Source organism: Streptomyces sp. NPDC005799 (genome assembly GCF_040630525.1).
Lineage (GTDB): Bacteria > Actinomycetota > Actinomycetes > Streptomycetales > Streptomycetaceae > Streptomyces > Streptomyces griseorubiginosus_B.
On the sequence record NZ_JBEXXQ010000006.1, the window covers coordinates 203440 to 227636 of the forward strand.

Annotated in this window: 16 protein-coding genes, 1 tRNA gene and 3 pseudogenes; 8 read left to right on the plus strand and 12 right to left on the minus strand. The window is 69.5% G+C overall.

Translation table 11 applies throughout. The annotated features are described in order from the left end of the window. Positions 1 to 45: 45 nt before the first annotated feature. From ABZ453_RS08515 to ABZ453_RS08530, 4 genes are all read left to right on the plus strand, one after another. Positions 46 to 1425, plus strand: a complete 1380-nt coding sequence (locus ABZ453_RS08515; protein ID WP_359012906.1) for a rhodanese-like domain-containing protein — start codon at positions 46 to 48, stop codon at positions 1423 to 1425. Beyond that, a complete protein-coding gene (locus ABZ453_RS08520) occupies positions 1422 to 2705 on the plus strand; it encodes an MFS transporter (RefSeq protein ID WP_359012908.1) in 1284 nt (427 codons plus the stop codon). The genes ABZ453_RS08515 and ABZ453_RS08520 overlap by 4 nt, the downstream gene beginning before the upstream one ends. 115 nt (positions 2706 to 2820) lie before the next feature. Next, positions 2821 to 3360, plus strand: a complete 540-nt coding sequence (locus ABZ453_RS08525) for a DinB family protein (RefSeq protein ID WP_359012910.1) — start codon at positions 2821 to 2823, stop codon at positions 3358 to 3360. Between the two features lie 236 nt (positions 3361 to 3596). Further along, the gene (locus tag ABZ453_RS08530; protein WP_359012912.1) at positions 3597 to 4079 is read left to right on the plus strand and encodes a DUF5990 family protein; all 483 of its coding nucleotides are present in this window, start codon (positions 3597 to 3599) and stop codon (positions 4077 to 4079) included. Positions 4080 to 4228: 149 nt separating this feature from the next. Here ABZ453_RS08530 and ABZ453_RS08535 read toward each other — a convergent pair whose 3' ends face one another. The 9 genes and pseudogenes from ABZ453_RS08535 to ABZ453_RS08575 all read right to left on the minus strand — a co-directional run bounded on the left by ABZ453_RS08535 (position 4229) and on the right by ABZ453_RS08575 (position 16302). Next, positions 4229 to 4933, minus strand: a complete 705-nt coding sequence (locus tag ABZ453_RS08535; protein WP_359012914.1) for a cation transporter — start codon at positions 4931 to 4933, stop codon at positions 4229 to 4231. Next, positions 4933 to 5187: pseudogene (locus ABZ453_RS08540) on the minus strand (helix-turn-helix domain-containing protein); the annotation flags it as partial. The gene ABZ453_RS08535 and the pseudogene ABZ453_RS08540, both read right to left, overlap by 1 nt. Before the next feature lie 838 nt (positions 5188 to 6025). After that, a pseudogene (locus ABZ453_RS08545) lies at positions 6026 to 7533 on the minus strand (amidohydrolase). A 1253-nt stretch (positions 7534 to 8786) separates the two neighbouring features. Then, on the minus strand, positions 8787 to 9791 hold the full coding sequence (locus tag ABZ453_RS08550) for a hypothetical protein (protein ID WP_359012916.1): 1005 nt from the start codon (positions 9789 to 9791) through the stop codon (positions 8787 to 8789). 524 nt (positions 9792 to 10315) lie between these two features. Then, the gene (locus tag ABZ453_RS08555) at positions 10316 to 10603 is read right to left on the minus strand and encodes a hypothetical protein (protein WP_359012918.1); all 288 of its coding nucleotides are present in this window, start codon (positions 10601 to 10603) and stop codon (positions 10316 to 10318) included. Positions 10604 to 10624: 21 nt separating this feature from the next. Further along, positions 10625 to 10843, minus strand: coding sequence for a hypothetical protein (locus tag ABZ453_RS08560; RefSeq protein WP_359012920.1), 219 nt, complete (start codon positions 10841 to 10843; stop codon positions 10625 to 10627). Positions 10844 to 10853: 10 nt separating this feature from the next. Next, the gene (locus ABZ453_RS08565; RefSeq protein ID WP_359012922.1) at positions 10854 to 12848 is read right to left on the minus strand and encodes a S8 family serine peptidase; all 1995 of its coding nucleotides are present in this window, start codon (positions 12846 to 12848) and stop codon (positions 10854 to 10856) included. Positions 12849 to 13190: 342 nt separating this feature from the next. After that, positions 13191 to 13484 (minus strand): hypothetical protein, encoded by a 294-nt coding sequence (locus tag ABZ453_RS08570; protein WP_359012924.1) that lies wholly within the window; start codon positions 13482 to 13484, stop codon positions 13191 to 13193. 46 nt (positions 13485 to 13530) lie between these two features. Further along, the gene (locus tag ABZ453_RS08575) at positions 13531 to 16302 is read right to left on the minus strand and encodes a LuxR family transcriptional regulator (RefSeq protein WP_359012926.1); all 2772 of its coding nucleotides are present in this window, start codon (positions 16300 to 16302) and stop codon (positions 13531 to 13533) included. Between the two features lie 281 nt (positions 16303 to 16583). Between ABZ453_RS08575 and ABZ453_RS08580 the strand changes: the two are divergent. Beyond that, a pseudogene (locus ABZ453_RS08580) lies at positions 16584 to 16733 on the plus strand (IS256 family transposase); the annotation flags it as partial. A gap of 616 nt (positions 16734 to 17349) precedes the next feature. On the opposite strand, the gene ABZ453_RS08585 reads toward ABZ453_RS08580, so the two are convergent. Further along, a tRNA-Met gene (locus tag ABZ453_RS08585) sits at positions 17350 to 17429 on the minus strand. A 639-nt stretch (positions 17430 to 18068) separates the two neighbouring features. Here ABZ453_RS08585 and ABZ453_RS08590 point away from each other — a divergent pair. From ABZ453_RS08590 to ABZ453_RS08600, 3 genes are read left to right on the plus strand one after another with little or no spacing between them, the layout of a single operon-like run. Further along, positions 18069 to 19142, plus strand: a complete 1074-nt coding sequence (locus ABZ453_RS08590; protein ID WP_359012928.1) for an aromatic ring-hydroxylating dioxygenase subunit alpha — start codon at positions 18069 to 18071, stop codon at positions 19140 to 19142. Beyond that, a complete protein-coding gene (locus tag ABZ453_RS08595) occupies positions 19139 to 19315 on the plus strand; it encodes a hypothetical protein (protein WP_356760498.1) in 177 nt (58 codons plus the stop codon). Before ABZ453_RS08590 ends, ABZ453_RS08595 begins: the two co-directional genes overlap by 4 nt. Beyond that, positions 19312 to 20247: a PDR/VanB family oxidoreductase gene (locus tag ABZ453_RS08600; RefSeq protein WP_359012930.1), complete on the plus strand. Its 936-nt coding sequence runs from the start codon at positions 19312 to 19314 to the stop codon at positions 20245 to 20247. The genes ABZ453_RS08595 and ABZ453_RS08600 overlap by 4 nt, the downstream gene beginning before the upstream one ends. A gap of 106 nt (positions 20248 to 20353) precedes the next feature. On the opposite strand, the gene ABZ453_RS08605 is transcribed toward ABZ453_RS08600, so the two are convergent. Both ABZ453_RS08605 and ABZ453_RS08610 read right to left on the minus strand, forming a co-directional pair. Further along, a complete protein-coding gene (locus ABZ453_RS08605) occupies positions 20354 to 22498 on the minus strand; it encodes a discoidin domain-containing protein (RefSeq protein WP_359012932.1) in 2145 nt (714 codons plus the stop codon). A 74-nt stretch (positions 22499 to 22572) separates the two neighbouring features. Then, positions 22573 to 24168 carry a glycoside hydrolase family 13 protein gene (locus ABZ453_RS08610; RefSeq protein ID WP_359012934.1) on the minus strand — a complete coding sequence of 532 codons (1596 nt, stop codon included), beginning with the start codon at positions 24166 to 24168 and terminating at the stop codon, positions 22573 to 22575. Positions 24169 to 24197 lie beyond the last annotated feature (29 nt).

Below are 24197 nucleotides of genomic sequence, written 5' to 3' on the forward strand. Positions count from 1 at the left end.
GGTGGCAGTGCCGCCCTCCTGGTTCCCCCTCCGGAAGGACGCACGATGGGCTTCGCCGACGACCACCTGATACCGCTGGTCGACCAGGGGCTGGGCAACAGCGCCTACCTCGTCGACCTCGGCGACGGACGTGCCCTCGCCGTGGACGCGAGCCGGGATCTGCGGGCACTGAAAGCGGCCGCGGCCCAGCGCGGACTGCGCATCTCGTTCGCCGCCGACACCCACCTGCACGCGGACTTCCTCTCCGGCGCCGTCCAGCTCGCCCACGACGACGGCGCCCGCGTGCTGGCGTCCGCCGCAGGACAGCGGGCTTTCCCCCACGCGCCCCTGGCGGACGGCGACGAGACCGACCTCGGCGGCCTGACCCTGCGCGCGCTGGCCACCCCCGGCCACACCGACGAGCACCTCTCCTTCCTGCTGCTCGACGGCGATCGCGAGCTCGGCGTCTTCACCGGCGGCTCGCTGATCGTGAACGCCGCCGCCCGCACCGACCTCCTCGGCACCCACCGCACCGAGGAACTGGCCCGCGCCCAGTACCGCTCGCTGCGGCGGCTGGCCGCACTCGCGGACGAGACCTCGGTATGGCCCACCCACGGAGCCGGATCCTTCTGCTCGGCCCCGCCCGGCAGCGAGCGCACCTCCACGATCGGCGCGCAGAAGCAGACCAACCCGCTGCTGGCGGCCCCGGACGAGGACGCCTTCGTACGACAGCTGATGGGCAGTCTGGGCAGCTACCCGGCCTACTTCGACCGGCTCGCCGAGGCCAACCGCCGCGGCCCCGCGGTCCTGAGCGGGGAACCGCTCCTGCCCGCCTTCGACGCCGGACGGGTCAAGGCCCTGCTCGCCGATGGCGGTCACGTCATCGACGTGCGCCCGGCGTCCGACTACGCGGCCGGCCACATCCCCGGCTCCCTCTCCATCCCGTTGCGCGGCCAGTTCGCCACCTGGCTGGGCTGGCTCCTGCCCGACACCGCCCCGCTCGCCTTCGTCTCGAACGACGACCAGGATCTGAGCGAGCTGGTCTGGCAGTCGTACAAGATCGGCTACGAACGCCTCGCGGGCCGGCTGACCGGTGGCATGCCCGCCTGGCTCGCCGACGGCAACACCCAGGCCACCACCGCCTTCCTCACGGCCGACCGCGCCGGAAACCGCCCCTACCTCGACGTACGACAGAAGGCCGAGTTCGCCACCGGCCATGTCCCCGGCGCCCTCAGCATCGAGCTCGGCGGCCTTGCCACCCAGGCCGTCGAAGCCCCCACTCGGCCGGTCGTCGCCTGCGGCCACGGCGAGCGGGCCATGACCGCCGCCAGCCTCCTCGAACGCGCCGGTCACACCGACATCGCAGTCCTCGACGGCGGACCGGCCGACTACGCGGCCGCTCACCGCCACCAGCTCGCCCAGGGCGCCGAGGACACCACCTCGTGAACGCCACCACACCCGCCACCACACCGACCGAGGCGCACGGCAGGCCCGTCCGCCTCGGTCTGCGGGAGAACTGGCTCCAGTTCACCCTGCTGGTCCTCGTCAACATCTGCGTGGGCGGACTGGTCGGCCTCGAACGCACCACCGTCCCACTGATCGGCGCCGAGACCTTCGGCCTGACCAGTGACCTGGCGGTCTTCTCCTTCATCATCGCCTTCGGCGTCACCAAGGCCCTCACCAACCTCGCCGCCGGCGCCCTGACCGCCCGCTTCCGCCGCAAACAACTCCTGGTCACCGGCTGGCTGATCGGCATCCCCGTCCCCTTCGCCCTCGCCTGGGCACCCTCCTGGGGCTGGATCATCGCCGCCAACGTGCTGCTCGGCCTCAACCAGGGCCTGACCTGGTCGATGACGGTCAACATGAAGATCGACCTGGTCGGACCCGCCCGCCGGGGTCTGGCCACCGGCCTCAACGAAGCCGCCGGTTACACGGCGGTGGGCGTCACGGCCCTGCTCACCGGCTACCTGGCCACCACCCACGGGCTGCGCCCCACCCCCGAACTCATCGGCGTCGTCTTCGTCGCCGCCGGACTCGCCCTCTCCCTCGTCGTCCGCGACACCGCCGCCCACGTCGCCCTCGAACTCGCCCACCACACCGAGCCGTTGCCCACCGACGAGGACACCGGCCTCAAGGCCACCTTCGCCCGTACCTCCTGGCGCAACCGCTCCCTGCGCGGCGCCAGCCAGGCCGGCCTGGTCAACAACCTCAACGACGGCCTGACCTGGGGAGTCTTCCCGCTCCTGTTCACCGACCACGGCCTCGGTCTGGCGGCCGTCGGCCTGATCAAGGGGCTCTACCCGATCCTGTGGGGCCTCGGCCAGATCGCCACCGGCCACCTCGCCGACCGCATCGGCCGCAAACCCCTCATCGTCTACGGCATGCTCGTCCAGGCGGTCGGCTTCGTCCTCGCCCTCGCCCTGCTCGGCCGCCCCCTGCTCGCCGGGGTCCTCTCCGCGGTCTTCCTCGGCCTGGGCACCGCCATGGTGTACCCGGCCCTGATCGCTTCCATCCCCGACCACGCCCACCCCGCCTGGCGCGCCAACGCCCTCGGCACGTACCGGTTCTGGCGCGACATCGGCTACGCCGCCGGCGCCCTCGTGGCGGGCCTCCTCGCCGACACCCTCGGCCTCAACGCCACCGTCATCGCCGCCGCCGTCCTCACCGCCGCCTCCGGCCTACTCGCCGCCCGCTGGATCACCGAGCACCGGACAGCAGCTGGGTGACCCGCCACGGGCGGCGCGACAGGTCGCATCTCGCGCCGCCCATCAGCTGAGACACCCTGCCCGGTGTGCAGCCATCATGGAGGGGGTGTCGGCAGCCGGAAGGCAGGTGGGTCTTGTGGAAGACACGGCGTCGGTGGACCGTCGGGCGATCCACGAGGAACTGGAGCGGGCCCGTACGACGTTCCACCAACTGCTCGACGGGGCCACCGACACCAACCTGCGCCGGCGTACCGAGGGAACCCGGTGGACCAACGAGCAGCTGCTGTTCCACATGCTCTTCGGCTACATCCTCATCCGCCCCCTGCTGGCACTGCTGCGGGTGTTCGGACGGCTGCCGCCGGGGGCGAGCCGCGCCTTCGCCCGGATGCTGAACGCCGCGACCAAGCCCTTCCACGTCGTCAATTACCTGGGCCCGGTCGGCGGCACCAGGATCGTCGGCCGGCGCCGGATGGCAGTGACGTTCGACCGGGTGATCGCCTGGCTGCACCGCCGTCTCGACGCCGAGCGGGAGGCCGACTTCGCACTCGCCATGCACTACCCGACCCGCTGGGACCCGTACTTCCAAGACGTCATGACCATCGCGGACCTCTACCGGTACCCAACGCAGCACTTCGACTTCCACCACCGGCAGCTCACCCTGACCGGCGAACGGTGACGTGCGGTGCTCCACCGTCCACTCCCCCTAGCCCTGGGCGCGACCTGCGCCGGAGAGCTGGCGCAGGATCTCCTGGCACAGGGCGATGCAGTCGACGCAGATCCGCCTACCGGCACCCCGACTTCACCGGCAAGGTCATCCCCTAGGACCGGGCCGAGGCCCTGGGCCGCTCCACCTTCGCCTCCCTGCTGGCAGACTCGGAACCCGTGTGAACCCCGGCTGGGAGGGTGGAATCGATGAGCGACCTGCGTATCCGCATCGACGCCGTCGACCTGCCCGGCCTCACCTGCTCGCCCCGAGTATCCGGCGGCGGAAGCGTCCAGACGTACCGCAACGTCCACGTCGCCGTACAACGCCGCGCCCGCCCCAAAGAACTCCTCGACATCCAGCCCGGCGATGCCGCTTCCGCGACCTGGACGCTGTCGAGCACCACAGCCGCCATGCCCACCGGCACGGACATCAAAGGCCCCTATGTCCAGGGACGTCCGGGCGAACGATTCATCTACCTGTCGTGGGGCACCGTCGACGAGCCCGGCACCTTCACCATGTTCCGCCGCGCCAAGCTCCTGCTCGGCGCCGTCCCCGACGACGTACTCGCCTCCGCAGTACACACCGGCCTGCTCGTCGGACGCCTCGGCCTGACCGACGCGCACAGCTGCCCCCTGTGCGCACGTGTCGTCCCTCCGGCCATCGCCTGGACCGCCGAACCTGCCGACTAGGGACAGCCCCGGGGCTCATGGATGTCGTCTGGGTAACACGCGCCGCTCACTATTGCGCGATGTGCTCGGGTGGCTGCCCGGCCCAAGGATGGACTGGAGCTCTTCGAGGAGCTGGACGCGGACGACGTGATGTAGGAGTCCGCCGCCGGTCAGGAGCAGCAGGCGCAGCCCGGCGCGCAGCCGCAGCCGTCCGTCTCCTCGACTGCCGCCGTGGCAGCGGGTACGGCGCAGCAGGCATCGCCGCGCCACGCATCCCGTCCCTCCTTCACCGCGACCGCGGCGATGGCGAGAGCGGCGATCGGGTCGGCCCATGACCAGCCGAGAGCGGCATTGGCGACCAGGCCCACCAGGAGCACCGCCGAGAGGTAGGTGCACAGCAGGGTCTGCTTCGAGTCGGCCACGGCCGAGGCGGAACCCAGCTCCCGGCCGGCCCGGCGCTGCGCCGCCGACAGGAACGGCATGATCGCGAGGGAGAGGGCGGCGAGCACGATGCCGGGGATCGAGGTCTCGGCCTCGCCAGTGCCGGTCAGAGCCCGTACGGAGTCGAGGATTACGTACGCGGCCAGCGCGAAGAACGACACGGCGATGATCCGCAGCGTGGTCTTCTCCCGGGCCTCGCGCACGGCGTGCTCGCGGGCGGAGAACTGCCAGGCCACGGCCGCCGCAGAGGAGACCTCGATGACCGAGTCGAGCCCGAAGCCGACCAGCGCAGTGGAGGAGGCGAGCGTCCCGGCCGTGATCGCGACGATCGCCTCGATGACGTTGTAGGTGATGGTGGCGGCCACCAGCAACCGTATCCGCCGGGTAAGCGCGTCCCGGCGGGCCGGGGACGGGCCGAGTGATATCGAGACCATCAGCAGCAGCCCTTCTCGTCGGCATCCGGGCAGGTGCGGTCGGCTTCCACCGCCAGCACGGCCGTACGCAGGTCGTCGAGGGCGTGGCCCAGGCGCGCGTCGGCGAGTTCGTAGCGGGTACGCCGGCCGACCGGCACGGCGACCACGAGACCGCAGTCGCGCAGGCAGGCCAGATGGTTGGAGAGACGGGTGCGGGAGATCCCCAGCCGGTCCGCCAGGTCGGATGGGTGCGCCGGGGCCTCGCGCAAGGCCACCCGTGGACCGCACCGAGTTGAGTGAAGCCGAGTTACCGGCAAGAACATCAAGGACACGCCAGGGCTCCTTCTCCGGCACGGTCCCTCCTGGACCATGCGGTCGATCACCTCGGAGACACGGTCGGCCAGGACCCGGCTGCGCCGCCCCGGCCCCTGTACGGCCCCTGGGTTTCGTCGTCGGCCTCAAGGCAGCCGCCCGGACCCCGAGCGACAACCTCGATCATCTACTCCACCGCAGGTCAGAAGGGCTGCAACTCCCCGGCCACCACCCGACTCCAAACCCACGAGCAGCGGATTTAGTCCGTTCAGGCAAAGTTGACGATCCGACAGGACAAAATGAACGTTTCCGCAGGTCAGAGGCCTGTACTGGTGGGGCGGGTGGGACTCGAACCCACGGCCGACGGATTATGAGTCCTTTGAGGATCTTGGCGACCCTTGTCGATCAATGCTCATCTTGGCCGTTTTCCCAGGTCAGACGCAGTTTGGCACCTCAGCTCTTCTCGGCCCTTGTCAGTCCTTTCCGATCCTTGTGTCCAACCTGCGTCCCGAACGCGTCCCGGATGGATGATTTCAGCTGCCGCAGCGTCCGTCCTTGCAGCTGAGAAACGGGCTCAAAAACGAGAGCAGCGGATTTCGCTTCCAACGCGCTAAGGCTCCGCCCCGGCGGTCGGGGCGGAGCCTCTACATGCAGCTTGAGCGCATCAGGGCTCCTGGCGAACCGCATGCGGCAACCCGGGCTTCGTTGGCGGATTGCTCGGCGGAGGTTGCGTCGACTGGAGGTTGCGGCGTTTGGAACGGATAACCGGTGCCCCGGCCCGCACGTCCCTTGGGGGCCCACTTATCGCGCGCTGGCGGGTGTGATCAGGAGGCCGCCGACGAAGGTGTAGGTGGGGTTGAGGTTGCGCAGGGTGTCGCTCGGACAGTGGGCGGGGTCCTGGTCCCAGATGGTGAGGTCGGCGAGGCGGCCGGGGGTGAGGGTGCCGCGCAGACTCTCTTCGCCGCTCAGGCGGGCGGCGTTGAGGGTGTGCAGGGTGAGGGCTTCGTCGTAGGTGAGGGCGTGTTCGGGGCCCTTGACTCCGATGACGGTCTGGCGGGTGGTCATGCCCCAGACGGAGCGCATGGCGCCGAACTGGCCGACGGGGAAGTCGGATCCGGCGCTGACCTGGGCGCCCAGGTCGACCTAGCCGCGGGCCGGGAAGAGGCGGGCCACGCGTTCCGGGCCCCAGAAGCCCTCCTCCACCTCGGCGGTGTCGTGCAGCAGGGGCTGCTGGATGGTGACGGGGATGCCGAGGGCGACGGCGCGGGCGCGTTGTTCGGGGTCGGCGAGGCCGCCGTGCTCCATCACGAGCGTGCCGGCGGGCAGGCCGGGGTTGCGCCGAAGGACGCGTTCGTAGACGTCGAGGAGGGTGCGCACAGCGCGGTCGCCGTAGGCGTGGGTGCCGACCCGCCAGCCGCGCCGGACCACCGCCTCGACCGCCTCGACGAGCGCGTCGGGGTCCCAGATCAGCGTTCCGGAGAAGGAGTGGTCGCAGGCGTACGGCTCCTCGGTGGCCCCGGCCTCCAGGCCGCCGTCGAGGCCGAACTTCACGCCCCACACCCGCAGCCATGGGTCGGAGTCGTAACGCCACTGCTCCATGGTGTCGAGCAGGTCCTCGACCTGGGCGGCGCTGGTCATGCCGAGCGCCGAGATCAGGGCCCGGACCCGGACGCCGAGCACCCCTTCCTCGTGGGCGGCGCGCAGGAGTTCGTGGTCGGCCGGGGAGACCATGCAGTCGCGGACGGTGCCGATGCCGGTGGCCGCGTACTGGGCACTGGCCAGGCGCAGTCCGTCGATGCGCTGGGCTCGGTCCTGGGCCGGTACCAGGCGTTCCACCAGGCCCATGGCGTTGTCGATGAGCCTGCCGTCCAGCAGGCCGTCGGCGTCGCGGCCGATGGTGCCGCCGGGCGGCACGGGGGTGTCCTCGGTGATGCCGGCCAGGCGCAGGGCGTAACTGTTGACGACGTCGTTGTGGCGCCGCGCTTGACCAGGACCGGGTGTTTGTCGGTGGCCGTGTCGAGTTCGGCCGCGGTGGGCATGTGTCGCTCGGCCAGGTTGAGTTCCTGCCAGTTGGTGGTGGTGCGGATCCACTCGCCCTCAGGGGTGACCGCTGCCCGCTGCCGGATCAGGTCCAGGAACTCGGGAATGGTGCGGGCCCGGTGGACGGGGACGTCGTGGGCGCCGAGCCCGGCGAGGATCAGGTGGGTGTGGGTGACGTCGCAGGCGGGCAGCACGGTGGCGCCGGGCAGGTCGTGGACCACGGTCTTCTCGGTCACCAGGCGGTCGAGGCCGTTCGGGTCCGCGGACACCGCAGATCCGGTCGCCGGGCACCGCCAACGCCCGCTGCGGCGCCTGGCCCGGTACCAGGGTGTGCACCGCGCCGGCGCGGATCAGCAGGTCGGCTCCGTGGTCGGTCATCGTCTTCTCCCTGAGCTCGAAGCGTTTCGCAGGTGTCGCTGACAAGACAGTTGTAGAAGTCGTCCTGCGATTCGCCGCCATATTTAGATCCAGAGAGCAGAAAGCACGTCACGTGGCCACCCTTGCATGCAGATCATGCGCCAGATGCGACCCAGGCCACCGGATCGCAGCCGCCCGCTCGCGTCGCCGCACGCCTCCCGATACGGGGTGGCTCGCCGTCTCGGGGCTGTTCGAACGCACCGGCGTACGTCGCGTTCCCCTGTACGCCGACCGGGCCTGCGCACGATGAGGTGCACGACACAGCGTGCCCTGCCACCCGACGAGACCTGTCAGGTCGCCCACGCGCCGGTCCGCAGCACCGGCAGTGTCGGATCAGTCCTCGCCTGCGGTGACGAGGTATCCACGGTCATCGGCCCGACCGCAACCGGATCCGTCGCCCCCTCATCGCTGCGGCTCAGGGAAGACCACGCGGAGGGCCTGGACTCCCCTGTTCCGGCGGAGCATGAGCCAGGCAAGGGCCGGCGGGCAGGGATCGGTGACGCCGACGGGGTTGGTGACATCCATGAGGCGTACGGATACCGGGAGTTCTCCACGGCGGAGGACGAGGTGCGAGCGTTCGTGGCGGCGCGGGTGGGACCGTCGACGGAAGGGCCACAACCGCGCGGTGGCGTGGCTGGCCGGGGGCTGCTACTCCTCCTCGCCCACCTGTCTGTGCGTGTCTGCTGTCCGACGCCGTCAGGCCCGGGGGATTTCAGCGCGGGACAGGGCCCGCTTGAGCAGACCCTCCAGCGCGTCCCGCTCGTCCTGGGTCAGGCTGGCGAACAGGGGTTCCTCAGCCTGGGCGCCAGTTGGTCACGTAGGCCCGGCGCCCGTCCGGGGACACCACCACCCCCTGCGGGCTGTCGCCGTCACCTAAGGAAAGGTGCTAACCCGCACGACGTTCGGGTGCCGTGGAACCCCGGCGCAGCCGCAGCGACACGCGAAGGCCCCGCCCACCATCACGCGGAACAACAGGGCGAACCGACGGCCCGGTCATCGTCATCCGGTATAGCGGATCGGCCAGCCACAACAACTCAAAGGTGATACCCATGTGACCCCCTCCCCTACCCTTTCCGTCCCGCTGTCGCAGTCAAGCTCGCCGGGATCACAGTGCCAGCAGCGGCGCGAATTTCGTGACGATCTGGGCGATGATGGCGGCGACGAGAGCGGCGAGGGCGATGCGCGCGAAGAGTTCGACGAGATTACCCCTGATGCACAGCTGGTAGTCGATGAGCCCCGCGGTGCGCCGGGCGACACCCAGGCTTACTTCTATGTCGACGCCGACGATGTTGAAGGTTCCGATTGGTAGGAACGGCGTGGGACTGTACGTGACCCCGGGGACGTACGGGAGGCTGTGCTTCATCATGTAATTCGTGATCTTCACGAACTTGTCCGCGAAGTCGGCCATCCCCCAGACCGACAACGGCTTGATCTCGTACCACTCGAAACGGGGTGGCCGGTGGGACAGGATGTCCGGCCGCCGCCACGTCCGAATCTCCCTGTAGCGAGGTCGAAGGCCGGGGTTGTGGCTCTGGAGGAAAGTCAGGTACTCGACCGACGATCCGGTCCGGTCGAAGTAGTCGTTGGCTGGGTGACAGCCCATCAGCCTGCAGTAGTCATCGTGGATCAGCCGCTCGGCAATGAGCCCGAATTGCATCCCGCGCAGGGAACCGGCCACGGAACCTGGCGGGAAGCACAAGGTTTGGGTCGGTCCTGCGGCCACGGGCTCGGGGGCGAGGATGTCGTCGGAGAACGTGCTCTCCAGCTGGCGGAGGCTGAGATCGTCGATCAGGTTGATGCCGCTCACCGGATCGAAGAAGAGGCCGCTCTCGCCCAGTTCGAAGGTGCTGAGACGGCCTACTCCCAACCCCGTCTCGTCCGAGGTCGGGTAGCCGAGCCGGCCCACCGGACCTCCCATTTCGTTGAGGTAGGTTTCCCGAATCAACCCGTGGACCTCGAAAGCGCCGACCTCCGGGTGGAAGCAGATCGTTCCGAACTCGTACTCTCGCATTGAGCCGCCGTCGGCCAGATCGATCTCGGGGCCCACCGGCTCGCCGAGGTCAAGAACGGTGTCCCGGAGCAATTGATGCTTGTCATCAATGGCTGTCATCCGCGCGCTCCCCCTCCCGGCGCATGCGGGCGGATTCCATGACCGGCATGGTGCGGTCTCGCCGCCCAAGGCTCCGTCCACGCCGCTCACCGGCAACGCGGCCCCCAGGGTGAACAGTGCTTGCTGTACCAGTTCGACGAATGATGACTCGCACGCGGATCTTGCGCCGTCCGGCCGCGACATCCTCCAGATCCTCGGTGCCGCTGAAGAGCGATGAGGTCAACATCCCCGCTCCTCGATATCGGTGAAAGGCATGGCTAGCCTCGCAATCTGATGGCCGGCGCCGGCCGGGCGACACAAGCCCGTCCGGCGCAGATGGGGCGGAGCAGGGGCGCGGGGTCCCCAGGGGTGGGGCCGTAGAGGACCTCGAGTTTGTCGACGACGACGACCCCGCCCTGCACGTTGAAGTCGGTGATCGTGAACGGCTCGATCGGCTTCGACCGATCGACCGATCGCAGCACAGGCAACCTCAGTGACATCGTCCCGGTCCTCTCTCAGCCCTGGTGGTCACCGCGAAAATTGGTTCAGGGGATGTACGGGCTGACAACCTGGGCAACCTGGCCGACGCCGGGGATGAAGGGCACGACGGCGTTGCCGAGGTCGTCCAACGTCTGTGTCACGTCTGGGTCGATGTCGATGCCGATGCTGCCGAGCAGGTTGCCGAGCCAGCTGAACAGTCCCGCCGCTTCGACGCCGCCGGCCGCGGCGACGGCTGCGCTTGCACCCGTTCCGCGGTGGACGCCTGGGGCCTGTCGCGGCAAGCGCAGGCTTGCCACCGGTGTGTCGGCGTACAGCCCGACGTTTGTGTCCATGACAGCTTTCCTTTCGTTTCGTCAGAAGCCGATGCTCAGCGGGTCCGCGGGGATCAGTGGCGGCGCAACGGTTGCCTGCGCCTGGTAGCAGATTGCTCGGGCCGGCCCGTGCAGCTTGCTGCAGTCCACGGCGGCTGGCTCGACACCGCCACCGTTTCGCCACGCCGCCGTTGCGGAATTTCCGTCACGGTTGATCCCGTGCGCAAACACGGGCAGCTTCGGGCTCGGGAAGGTGTCCATCGTGGGCCTCCTAACGGCCGATAAGGAATTGGCGGGGCGAATGGAGGCTGACCGGCATCTCGCCGCTGACGTCGATGGTGATCAGATAGGCGACGCGAGACTGGCGGTCATTCTCCGGGTCCATGAACGTGAGCGTCACGTCGTAGGACTCCGAGTCGGGCCGTTGGTAGCGGCTCTTGACCACGGTGATGTCGTCGAGGGCGTAAAGCGTTTCCGGATCGTCCGACGATCGCGGTACGAGACGGCCGGACAGGAACCCGTTGGCCAGCGCCTGGGTCAGCTCGAACGCATTGGTCGCGGCATAGTTCAGCGCCCGGTCCGGCCCGCTCTGGCCGAGATTGCGGAACTGGTAGTAGACCTTGTCGAGGAAGGCGTGGACCAGCGACCGCACCATTATCTCGTCGATGTGTGGGAGGTTCCGGGCCTCTCGGTCAGTGCTGATCTGCTCGATCAGGCTGTTGACGAGTATGGCTTCGTTCCAGGTGTAAAGGCCGTGTGCATGCACGACGACCACCGGTATGACCTGTCCAGAGAACAGCCGGACCGTGCGGTTGGTCAGGGTCCCGGGTATGGATACGCGCGCCACGTACAGCGGGTCGTCGGGGCGAAGGGTCTGCCCGACGATCGCTTGCCGGAATGTCTTGTGGATCACGGAGACCGGGGGAAAGTAAGGCACCTCCTCAGGACCGGGGTCCTTCTTCGGCGGTCGCATACCGCCCCAGTCCATGCCGAACGGGATTTCGGCTTCCAGTGCATAGATCGGCGTCCGCCCCTCCAGGTTGCAGGTCCAGATGACCTTGTCCGAGACCCAAGGGTTCTCCCGCAGGTACCTCGCCAACTCCATCGGGTTGTACGGGTTCGCCGGCACATCGTGGCCACCCTGGCCAGGTTTGGTGTCCATCTGCTGGATGAAGGCGTCCCGCCGGGCCTCCGTGCCGAAGTCCCATCCGATCGTGCCGATGGCGAACACGTAGTTGGGCGTCGTCGTCGCGCAGCCGCAGGCTGGCTGCTGCCCGGCCGGCGCCGGGCTGTCGGCGCACGCCGCCATCACGCCCCCGCTCGGTTCCGGTTCCGATTCTTGCGCCAGGGCCGACGGCGGGACGGTGTCCATTGTCTCCATAGGGTCCTCATTTCTGTCGACATGGGGGACGACGTTGCCGCTGACTGCCTTGTGTGCTGCCGGGAGGTTGAGAAGTCCGCCGAGGTACCGCTCGCAGTTCGCGCCGAGCTCCGGGTCGCATGCGGACGCGGTGTGCAGGACGGCGTCGCGGATCGCGGCCGGAGACAGATTCGAGTCGGCGCCACGCACTGCGGCAATCAGCAGCGCGGCGGCTCCGGAGACGATCGGCGCGGCGAAGCTGCTGCCGGACAGCGCGGCCGTGCCGCCGCCCGGCCGGGCGCCCTCGAGCTCGTATCCCGGCGCCAGGACTCCGTTGACCCGGTACGGCGCGCCCCAGTCGTTCGTGGCCAGCGGCTGGCCGTCGACCGTGCAGGCGCCGACGGCGAGCACGGACGGGACGGCCGCGGGCACTTGGACGCAGTCGCAGCCGTCGTTGCCCACGGCCGCGACGACGAGCACGCCGTTTGTCTCACACAGCCGCAGGGCTGCCGCCAGCACGTCGTCCGGTTCGCCGGTCGGGGCGCGCTCGCCACCGCTGATGTTGATCACGTCCGTGCCCTCGCGGACCGCGATCTCGATCGCCCGTGCCAGTTCAACCTGGGACAGCGGCCCACCGGCGTCGCGGAAAACAGGCAGGATCAGGCCGCGGCTGCGCGGCGCGACTCCGGACACTGGCGAGCCTGGTCGGCCGAAGATCATGCTGGCCACGTGGGTGCCGTGCAACGACATCGGGCCGGGGCCTGGCGCACTCGGCACGAGAGTATCGATCACCCGCAGGTCGGCACCGGCGAAGCACGGGTGTGACACGTCGACTGGCCCGTCGAGAACCGCAATGCACACGTCGCCCAGCGGCCCGGCGGACAGGCTCGCGATCTCGTCGGCCATTGTTCCCAGGTCCACTGCCGCTAACCTCCCGCTGTATCCCGAGCTTCGGGCCGTTGTTGACAACTCGGCGATGACCGGCCGGACTTGCAGCGCCACGTGCCAACGGTGGCGCGCCCGCCTTCGCTGTGCGTCGGGTGTTTCCCTACGCTTACTCCCGGCGAACCCTCGGCAATGGGTGGTCGGCTGCCCTGGTCATGCTCCACAAGGCAATGGCGGATAACGAATCCCCGGCTGATCCGGCAGGGCGCGTCCGAGCAGGCCATCGACGCGCTCCCAGCCGGTCCGACTGTTTGGTCTGCTCATGGTGCTGGCGGGACGGCGTCGACGTCGACCATTGACTGGTCATGGCAAGAAGTCGTTGTCGCCGGGTAGCTCGACGGATTCGAGGATGCGTGCGAAGGGGAGTCGGGCCAGGGTGCTGACTCGTTCCACGTCGGCGGCGCAGCCGCCGGCGAAGCGACAGAACGCAGTCTCGTCGGCCGGTACCAGCAAGCTGCCGAGGAACCGGACGTTCCGGCCCAGGGTGCTCAACTCGCGAGCCGCGGCGGCCGCCCGGATCCCGGCATCGGCCAGGGCTGATGCCGTCACCCCGGGCCAGTAGCACTCGACCAGGTAAGTCCTTTCCGCGGTATCCACGGGTCGACTTTCACCGCCGGGTGTCCGGCGTGCGTCAGGTGTTTCCCTACCCGTCCGGCGGGTGGTCCTCGGTCCGTCGCTGCGCCAGCCATGCCCCGAGCTGGGCCCGGGACCGGATCCCGAGCTTGCGGTACGCCCGAGACAGGTTGGCCTCGACGGTCTTGGGGCTGATGACCAGGGCCGTGGCCACTTCGCGGTTGGTTAACCCGCTCGCGGCCAGCTCGGCGATACGTTGCTCGGTCGGGGTCAGCGCATCGACCGGGCCGGAGCGTGAGCCCAGTCTGTCCAGCTCGGTGCGGGCATTGTGGGCCCAGAGCGCCGCGCCGACCATGTCGAAGGCTCCTGCCGCCTCCTCAAGCGTCGCCCGGGCCGCCAGGCGCTCGTTGCGGCGGCGCTGGAGCTGCCCCAGCAACAGGAGGGTCCGGGCCTTTTCATAGGGCAGGGGCAGACGGTCGTGGGCGACGAGCGCCCGTTCGTACGCTGACCGTGCGGCGTCAAGGTCGGCCGCTGCTGCCGCCAGCAGGCCGCGGGTCCGGGCCCCGACCGCTTCGGCCCAGGCTCGGTCGGGGCCGCGGCCGCTCGTTTCGAGCCGCTCCACCAGGAGTTCGGCCTCAGCCAGGCGGCCAAGCGCGATGAGTGCCTCGGCGGCGTCCGGGAGAAATGGCACACATGCCGGCTCACCGAGGCCCATCTCAACCATCGCCGCCGCGGCGGGGGCCAGCCACCGAGCCGCGCCGCCAGGGTCGCCAATCGACAGCGCAAGCATGCCCAACGTGCTCGCCATGAACAGCAAGCCGGAGGCCATACCAGCCTTGGTAAGGATCGCCACCGCCTCTTCGCCGACGGCCCGCGCCTCCTCGAACCGCCCCACCCAGGCCGCGACGAGCGCCTGCGCACCCAGCGCGTTCGCCCGCAGGCGCTCGGTCCCCGCCATGAGCGCCCGCTCGGTCATATCGGCGGCCAGCCCCTGCGCGGTCTCGACATCACCGGACCACAGCGCGGCCGTGATGGCGTGATACGACATGAACCAGAGGTCGCTCTCCTCACCCCGCTGCAGGCACCACTCGCGCAGGCCCGCCAGTCCGGCCCGGGCCTCATCGACCCGGTGGGTCCACAGGTGCATCAGGGCCGCGTTCAGCGACGGCCGGAGGACCGCGTGGCTGCGCCGATCCGGGTCCTCCAGCGCCAACGCCCTGCCCAACGCCGCCTCGTCGACGCCTTGACCCGCGAGAAAACGGCTCATCGCCGAGGCGGCCAGCGCCTCGGCGAGCAGGCCGTCGTCCCCGACCCGCTCAGACTCCTGCACCGCCAGCATCACATACGGGATCCCGTCGCCCATGCGCCCGCCGTTGTTGAGCGCGACGCTGAGCTCCAAGGCGATCTCGGCCCGAAGCCGGGGGTCGTCGCCCGCGTCGTCGAACGCCCGCTCCAAGGTGTCGATGGCCTGGGCGTAGTCGTCGACCTCGTAAAGGATTGTGCCCAACAGGGCGAGCGCCCCAGCCCGCCCCGGACCCGGGCCGAGATCGGTGATGGCCCGCTCCAGCAGGTCCCGGGCTCGCAACGGATCATCCGCGTGGAAGTGGTCATGGGCGGCCTGGACCCGCCGCAATGGGTCGTCGGCCCCCAGGCCGATGGCCAGCTCCAGTAGCTCGGCTGCTGCCCCCGCTGCGCCGCGCCGCCGCGCCTGGGCGGCCGCCGCGTCGAGCGCGGCCAGCGCCTCGGTTTCCGGGCCGGTCACAGCGAGCGCCAGGTGACGCGCCCGCTCCTCGACGTCGTCGACCAGCCCACTCAACTGCCGGTGCAGCGCACGCCGCGTCGTTGGCGATGCTTCGGTATAGACACCATTGGCCAGCAGCGGGTGGGTGAACCGCGCGCAGCCACCGGACAACTCGACCACGCCCGCATCCTCGGCAGCACCGAGCACCTCGGCGGCATCCACGCCCCCGCAGGCCCGTCCGATCAGGTCGAGGGCTGGCGCGGCAAGTGCGCTCGCTACCAGCAGCGCCTCCTGCACCTTGGGTTCCAGGGCACCGATGTGGTCCCGCACCACTGCCCGGAGGCTGTCCGGGAAGGTGGTGCGGGCCGTCTTCCGGATGTCGAGTGATCGGGCGATCTCCAACGCGTAGAACGGGTTGCCGCCCGAGGCTTGCGCGATCCGTAGCAACACCGGCCGCGGGAACGATCGCCCCAAATTTCCCATCAGGACGTGATGCAAGGCGCCCAGACTGAGCGGACCCACAAAGACACGACGCAGCCGCGCCCGATCACGGGGACGGATCTCACCCCGCTGATCCGGCCGCCCGCCGTCACGACCGGCTGTGAGGACTGCGACCGGTCCGCGACACCTCCGGACCGCGAACGCGAGCGCCCGGCGGGTCGGCTCGTCCAACCACTGGACGTCATCAACCGCGACCAACACCGGCATCCGGACAGCCAGGCGGTCGAGCGCCGACAGGAACCCGGTCGCCACCGCTCGGGCCTCAGGGGAACGGCTGTCATCATCGATCCCCCGCAACAACGCCGCGTCCAACGCCCGCCGCTGCGGCCACGGCAACAACGCCACGTCATCCCCACCGACATCGGCGAACAGGTCAGCAAGCCCCGCATAGCTCAGACGCACCTCGGCAGCCGCCGCACGGCACGCCAGCACGGCGTACCCCCGAGCCTCCGCATCCGCGAGACCGGCCGCCCACACTGTCGTTTTCCCGATCCCGGCTTCGCCCCACAACGCCAGCACCGCCGGACCGTCCACCACGTCATCGAGCAGCTTGGCGAGTGCCGCCAGCTCGCGCTCCCGACCGAAAATCGCCCCCGTCACGCCCTGATTCTGCTCTCCTGACCGGATTGTGGCTAGTGGACAACCACAGGCACAGACCGTGCATGGCCGATTTGCGGCTTGGCCGTGGCCACGACGGCTGATGCGACCGAGGAAGTCGACAGACATCGCCCACCGGGACGTGAGGAATATCCGACGCGCAGCGAACGCGAAGCGAAATACCCGACGAGCGCCGCACACCCCAGAGGTGAAAGTCGAGCTGTGGAACGGACGTACCTTGCGAGTACCAACGGCCGGGGGGGACGTCATCATGCCGGGTCCATGCCGCTCTCGATCGGCTCACCGCCGTCCTGGCTGAACTCCACGACGAATGGCAGGACTTCGACCGCCGCTCCCTCTCCGAAGCCTCCATGGCCGAGCTCTTCACCAGCCAGCCAACCCCGCCCGAACCGCAGATTGTCGGCGGCGGCTGAACCAGAATTCAGGCGTCGCCGAGACAGATCACGCCACAACCGGAATCTAGGCAGCTGCCGTGCCTACACCACCCAGCGGGACATGACCGAACACGCCTCCCGCGGGCGGTGAACGGGCGTCGGAACAAGGTCAGCTACCGGCAGTCCGGAGTCCGAGCAGCCGAACGGGGTACGTCGGCAACCCTCGGCTTACATGCCCCGCCGAAACCGTGAGGCACGGGGGGGGCGACTCCGTGGTGCGATCTGGGGCCGTTTTCAGCACGGGCCGTTTCTCCCCCACGCCGACCCGCCACGTCGGCAATGTCACGATCCAAGCGAGCCTAGTTGCCACCACACCGCGCCTACTCCGCTACACCCTTGGCAGAGTGGATGACTCGGCACCGGAGCGACCACTTCCGGTTTCCCCGCGTCCAGCCAGCGTCCAACCAGCCACAGGAGCCATGTACCGCAAGTTCAACCGCTGCGAACTGGAACATCCGTGCAGGTCAGGGGCATTCGCACTACCGACACCGGCAACGAGGCTGAACTCACGAGCAGCGGATTCATTCCGTTCAGGCGATGTTGACGATCTGACACCCAAAAATGAACGTTTCCGCAGGTCACAGCCCTGCACAAGTGGGGCGGGTGGGACTCGAACCCACGGCCGACGGATTATGAGTCCGCTGCTCTGCGCTACGACGAAAATCGCTCCGCCACCGACTTCCTCGTTCCCGCCATAGGACTGATAGCCGCCAGACCCGGAACCTTCCTGGCCACGCGCCCCGAAACCAACCGGGCCGCCCCTGGGCTGAGCCACTATCCGGCAACAGCCCTATTTGCGCTAGCCGGAGCAGGCATCCCACGTGTGCCGCCGGGAGACGAACGGCCAGTCGACGACCGCCTCTCTGCATCCATCAGCTTGCATTTTCCTCGCGATGCTCGCCCAGATCCCGCGCGCTACCTGCCTGACCTGCGACAACACGCTGAAGAGCCGAAATGCAGGCGGATTCGACCCGGATTCGACCCCGAAGCCCTCACACACTCCGACGAACAGACTTGATCTGCAACGATGCAAATTCTGCTCATGTACCACCAGTATGCCGCCAGAGAAGCGCCAGAGAAGCAACGATAAGGACATATCCCGCAATTCAATGGTCAAGGATCAACACTGCCCGACAGAGCAGGCACAGGCCATGACTGCTGTCCCCATTGTCGGCGGCAGCGGGACGACGCCTCGCATCACTGCTCTCACCAGGGACTTTCCCAGCACCCTTCCGTGACACGGAAGCCGTATTGCGTTCCCGTGCGGCCCGTCCCGACGATGTCGCCACGACCCAACGACGGGAGCCGAACGCCATGCCGCACATCACCGCTTTCGCCAGGAACCAGTGGTACGTCGCCGCCTACAGTCATGAGGTCGGGCGGGAGGAGCTGCTCGGGCGGACCGTTCTCGGGGAGCCGCTCGTCTTCTACCGGACCGAGGAGGAAGGGGCGCCCGTCGCGCTCGCGGACCGCTGTGTGCACCGCCGGTTCCCGTTGCACGAGAAGCCGAGCCGGCTGGACGGTGACCGGATCGTGTGCGGGTACCACGGGTTCACGTACGACACCACCGGCACCTGTGTGTACGTGCCGGGGCAGAAGCGGATACCGCGCACCGCCCGCGTCGCCTCCTACCCGGTCGTCGAGCAGGACTCGCTGGTGTGGGTGTGGATCGGCGACCCGCAGCTCGCCGACCCGCAGACCATCCCGCGCGCCAGGCACCTCGACTCCCCCGGCTGGGTCACCGTCCGCGGTATGGAGCCCATCGACGCCGACTACGGCCTGCTGGTCGACAACCTCCTCGACCTCTCCCACGAGACGTATCTGCACGGCGGTTACATCGGCACCCCCGAGGTCGCCGAGACCCCGATCACCACCGAGGTCGACGAGGGCGCCGGCATCGTGCGGGTGAGCCGGCACATGGACGACGCCGCGTGCCCGCCGTTCTACGCGAAGTCGACGGGTATCGAGGGGCGGATCACGCGGTGGCAGGACATCGAGTACCACGCGCCCTGTCTGTACCTGCTGCACAGCCGGATCGCCCCGGTCGGCGTGCTGCCCGAGGCCGACGGCAGTGACCCGAACGGCTTCCACACCGAGATCACGTACGCCATCACCCCGTCCTCCGACGGGCACGTGTACGACTTCTGGATGGTCTCGCGGGACTGGGCGACCGAGGACGCCGAGGTCACCGAGTTCCTGCGGGGCAACAACCACACCGTGGTGATGCAGGACGTCGACGCGCTCAACCTGCTGCAGAGGACGCTCGGCACCGAGCGCACCGGCTACCAGGAGCTGAGCATCAACATCGACACCGGCGGTCTCGCCGCCCGCCGCATCCTCGCCCGCCTGGTCGAGGAGGGCGACAAGCCCGTGGAGAAGGTCCTGTGAGCACCGGCGCCACCGGGGAGATCTACCGCATCGACTGGATGCCGGGCACCGACGTGCTGCACGGCACCTGTCACTGCGGCGCCGAGCACACCGCACAGGACCCGGTCGAGATGTGGGAGTGGATGCTCGCCCATCCCGAAGGTCACCGGCCCCAGGAGAGCAGCGACTCATGACCGTGTACGAAGCCGAACTCGTCGTCGACCGCAGGGAGTTCGCGGCCGACGGCGTGCTCGCCCTCACCCTGCGCCACCCGCTCGGCGAGGATCTGCCGGCCTGGGAGGCGGGCGCCCATGTCGACGTGGTGCTCGGCCCCGGGCTGGAGCGGCAGTACTCGCTGTGCGGGGATCCCGCGGACCGTTCGGCGTGGCGGATCGCCGTGCTCCGGGAGCCGGACGGACGTGGCGGATCCGCCCATGTGCACGATCAGGTGGGGCAGGGCGACAAGGTCCGGGTGCGCGGCCCGCGCAACCACTTCTGGCTGGAGCCGGCAGCCCGCTACCGCTTCGTCGCGGGAGGGATCGGCATCACCCCGATCCTGCCGATGCTGGCCGCGGCGGAGGCGGCGGGCGCCGAGTGGAGCCTGTTGTACGGCGGACGGACCCGTGACTCCATCGCGTTCACCGAGGAGTTGGCGCGGTACGGCGACCGGGTGACCGTCGCCCCGCAGGACGAGACCGGGCTGCTGGATCTCGCCTCAGTGCTGGCGGACCTGCCCGAGGACACGCTCGTGTACTGCTGTGGTCCCGGGCCGCTGCTGGACGCGGTCGAGGAGCGCTGCCCGGCCGATCGGCTGCGGGTGGAGCGGTTCTCGCCGAAGGACCAACCGGCCGGCGAGAACAGCGAGTTCGAGGTGGAGCTGGCGCAGAGCGGGCGTACGGTGACCGTCGCCCCGGACGTCTCCGTGCTGGACGCCGTCCGGGCCGCCGGGGTCGAGGTGCTGTTCTCCTGTACCGAGGGCACGTGCGGCACCTGCGAGACCGACGTGCTGGAGGGCACCCCGGACCACCGGGACTCCGTGCTCACGGAGGAGGAGCGGGAGAGCGGGGAGACCATGATGATCTGCGTCTCGCGCTGCCGGGGCAGGCGGCTGGTGCTCGACCTCTGACCGCCACCGCCGAAAGGAAGCGGCGCCGCCCCGCGCTTCGCCGAGCCGCGGACCCATGTGCAGGAGCGGGTCCACGCGGCGGAGCGCGGGGGTGCGAACGACGTGCTCACGAGGTCAGATACGCCTCCACCTCACTGAACTGCCCGGCGGGCCAGCCGGTGTTGGCGCTCACCGACAGCCTGAGATAGCGCAGATTCGTACCGCTCGGCAGGGCGACGGTCGCCGTGTTGCCGGTCGCCGGGTCGAAGCGGTAGCCGGCGGCGCCGAGGACGGTCGAGTAGGCCGAACCGTCGGTGCTGCCGAGCACGGTGATGGTCTGCGTGCGCGCGCCCCAGGCCGAGGAGGGCGGCAGCTTCAGCACCAGTCGGCGGACCGCGTAGGAGGAGCCCAGGTCGACCGTCCAGGACTGCGGGAAGGCGTTGTTGGTCGACTCCCAGTAGCTGTTCGCGTCACCGTCGACCGCCTTGCCGGGTGTGTAGACGTCCTGTGAGCCGGTCGCGGTGGCCGGACGGCCCTTGGCGAGGTTGCGGTTCGGGTCGGGGTCGGGGTTGCCCTGACCGGGCTGCGGCCAGGTCGAGCAGTCCGCCCAGGTGCTGCTCCAGCCGGAGTTGCCGCCGCCGTCGGTGAGGACGAAGGTGCCGGAGTTGGCCGGGTAGGGGCAGTTGTAGATTCCCGCGGCGCCGACGCCCGACGCCGTGACGTTGCGGAAGGTGGCCGCGCCCTGGGCCTCCGCCTGGACGACGACCGTACCGGTGCCCCGCACGGTCGCCCCGTCCACGGTGACGTTCCTGACCGGGTAGCCCTGTCCGCCGCCCGACACGAACTCGAAGGCGCTGTACGGGCTGTCGGTGACGGTGGTGTTGGTGATGTTCACCGTGGCGTTGACGGCGCTGTCGTAGGAGTCGACGCGCAACGCGCCCATGGGGTGGTTCCAGTTGGGGTTCATCGCGCCGGTGCGGACGAGGGTGTTGCCCTCGACCGTGATCGTGCCGGCGAGCGGGGAGAACGGGTCGAGGAACTTCTGGTTGGAGATCGCGATGCCGCTGCCGAGCGCGTTGGTGTCGGAGACCAGGTTGTTCCTGACGGCGATGTCGGTGCCGCCGTAGATCGCGATGCCGTTGGCGAGGTTCGGCTGCGAGACGGTGTTGTTCTCGAAGCTGGAGTCGGTGTCGGGCGAGTACAGCGACCACATGGCGAGCGCGTCGTCGCCCTGGTTGCGCAGGAAGTTGTTCCGGACGCGGACGCCCTTCGCGGTGCCGTTGAGGTTGATGCCGTCGGCGGTGGTGTCGAGGATGCGGCTGTTGTCGATGACGAGGTTGTCGTTGTTCCCCGTCAGCCACAGGCCGACCTTCATGTGCTGGATCCACATCCCGGAGACCGAACTGTTAGGCCCCAGCGAGCCGTTGACGAAGTTGTCCGGGTTGGAGTCGACCCGCTCGGTCACCTCGCCCATGACGGCGAAGTCCTTGATGCGTACGTTGCCGGAGGAGCTGGACTGGTCGATGAAGCGCGAGGTGTGGACCACGGAGTACCAGCTGCCGGCGCCCTGCAGGGCGACGTTCTGGACGCCGCCGAGCGAGGACGTCAGCCTGTAGTCGCCGGGCGGGATCCAGACCACTCCCCCCTGGGCGGCAGCGATCGCGTCCCGGAATGCCTGGGTGGAGTCGCCGTTGCCGCTGGGGTCGGCACCCTTGGAGGTGACCGACACCGAGCCCGCGGGCTGGGTGGCGGCGGCACCGACCTGCTCGAAGTCGGCCACGTCCACGGTGACCTGTGTGCCGGTCGACTGGAAGGCGACCCGGTCACCCGGCTGGAGGTTCTGGCCGAGCAGCAGTCGGGCGTTGTCGAAGAAGTGGTGCGTCTTGGCGCCCGGGATCCAACCCGTGTCGATGTACGAGTACTTGGCGGTCACGGGGAGCGTCTTGGCGAGCTTGGTGCCGTTGACGTACACGTCGAGCGAACCGGACTGGCCGTCGGGGACGCTGTAGGCGAGGTTCACGGCGTTGGCCGCGCGCGGCACGGTGAACTCGACGCGCTGGCCGGAGGTGAGACGTACGGCCTGGCGCCCCGAGGCCTCGGAGGCGAGGGTGCCCTGGGTGTAGTCGGGGCCGATCCTCGAACCCGTGGTCGTCGCGGACTCGGCCTCGACGGAGGTGAAGGGCAGGGTGGCGCCGGCGGCCGCGTGGGCGGCCGGAGCGAGGGTGACGAGCGTGCCGGCCGCGAGGGCGACGACCGCCCCGATCGCTGGCATGCGCCTGACAGATCTGGACCTGGACATGTGCCGATCCCTTCGGGGTGGGGGTGCGGGGACAGCGGGGTGCGGTCTCAGCCGCGCAGCCAGACCGCCGTGTCCGTGGGCAGCCGGCCGTCCGCGTCCAACGGACCGCTGCTCAACAGGAGTTCGGTGTGGGGCGGGAGGCGGGCGCTTTCGCCGGCGAGGTTCACGACGCACAGGGCGCCCTCCGCGCGGGCGAAGGCGAGAACGTCCTCGGGCGCGGGCAGCCAGGTGAGCGGACCGTCGCCGAACGCCGGCCGGAGCCCGATCGCGGCCCGGTAGAGGCTCAGTATCGAGGCGGGGTCGGCGGCCTGGCGGTCGGCCGCGTAGGCGGGCCAGTCGGCAGGTTGCGGCAGCCAGGGCTCCCCGCCGAATCCGGCGTACGGCGCTTCGGCCGCCCACGGCAGCGGCACCCGGCACCCGTCGCGCCCCGGGTCCGTGCCGCCGGAGCGGAAGTACATCGGGTCCTCGACGCGGTCGCGGGGGATGTCGGCCTCGGGCAGCCCCAGTTCCTCGCCCTGGTAGAGGTAGACGGAGCCGGGGAGGGCGAGCGAGAGCAGGGCCGCCGCGCGGGCGCGCCGGGTGCCGAGGGCGAGGTCGGTGGGGGTCCCGAAGGCCTTCGTGGCGAAGTCGAAGCCGGTGTCAGCACGGCCGTAGCGGGTGACCGTGCGGGTGACGTCGTGGTTGCAGAGCACCCAGGTGGCGGGGGCGCCGACGGGGGCGTGCTCGGCGAGGGTCGTGTCGATGGCCGTGCGCAGCCGCCCGGCGTCCCAAGGGCAGGACAGGAAGGAGAAGTTGAAGGCCGTGTGCAGTTCGTCGGGGCGGAGGTAGCGGGCGAACCGTTCGGCGTCCGGGAGCCACACCTCGCCGACGAACATGCCGTCGTACTCGTCGGCGACCGCCCGCCAGGAGCGGTAGATGTCATGGAGGTCGTCGCGGTCGACGAAAGGGTGGGGGTCGGGGGCCTCCGCGAGGTCGGGGAGGTCGGGGTCCTTGGCGAGCAGGGCGGCCGAGTCGATGCGGACGCCCGCGACACCCCGCTCGAACCAGAAGCGCAGGATGTCCTCGTGCTCCTGGCGGACGGCCGGATGAGCCCAGTTGAGGTCGGGCTGCTCGGGTGTGAACAGGTGCAGGTACCAGTCGCCGTCGGTCAGCCGCTTCCACACCGGCTCGGTGGAGCCGACGAACTGCGACGGCCAGTCGTTGGGCGGCAGTTCGCCGTGCTCGCCGCGTCCGCGTCGGAAGTGGAACAGCTCGCGTTCGGGGCTGCCGGGTCCGGCGGCGAGCGCGGCCCGGAACCACGGGTGCTGGTCGGAGACGTGGTTGGGCACGATGTCGACGATGGTGCGGATGCCGAGTTCCCGGGCCTCGGCTATCAGCTTCTCGGCCTCGGCGAGGGTGCCGAAGGCCGGGTCGACGGCGCGGTAGTCGGCGACGTCGTAGCCGCCGTCCTTCATCGGCGACAGATACCAGGGGTTGAACCACAGGGCGTCCACGCCGAGTTCGGCGAGGTACGGCAGCCTGGCGCGGACACCCGCGAGGTCGCCGGTGCCGTCGCCGTCGCCGTCGGCGAAGCTGCGGATGTAGACCTGGTAGATGACGGCGGAGCGCCACCACTCCTTGCGGGCATGGCGGGACGGTCCCACTGTGCGTGCCTTTCTGTCGGAGGGAGGGC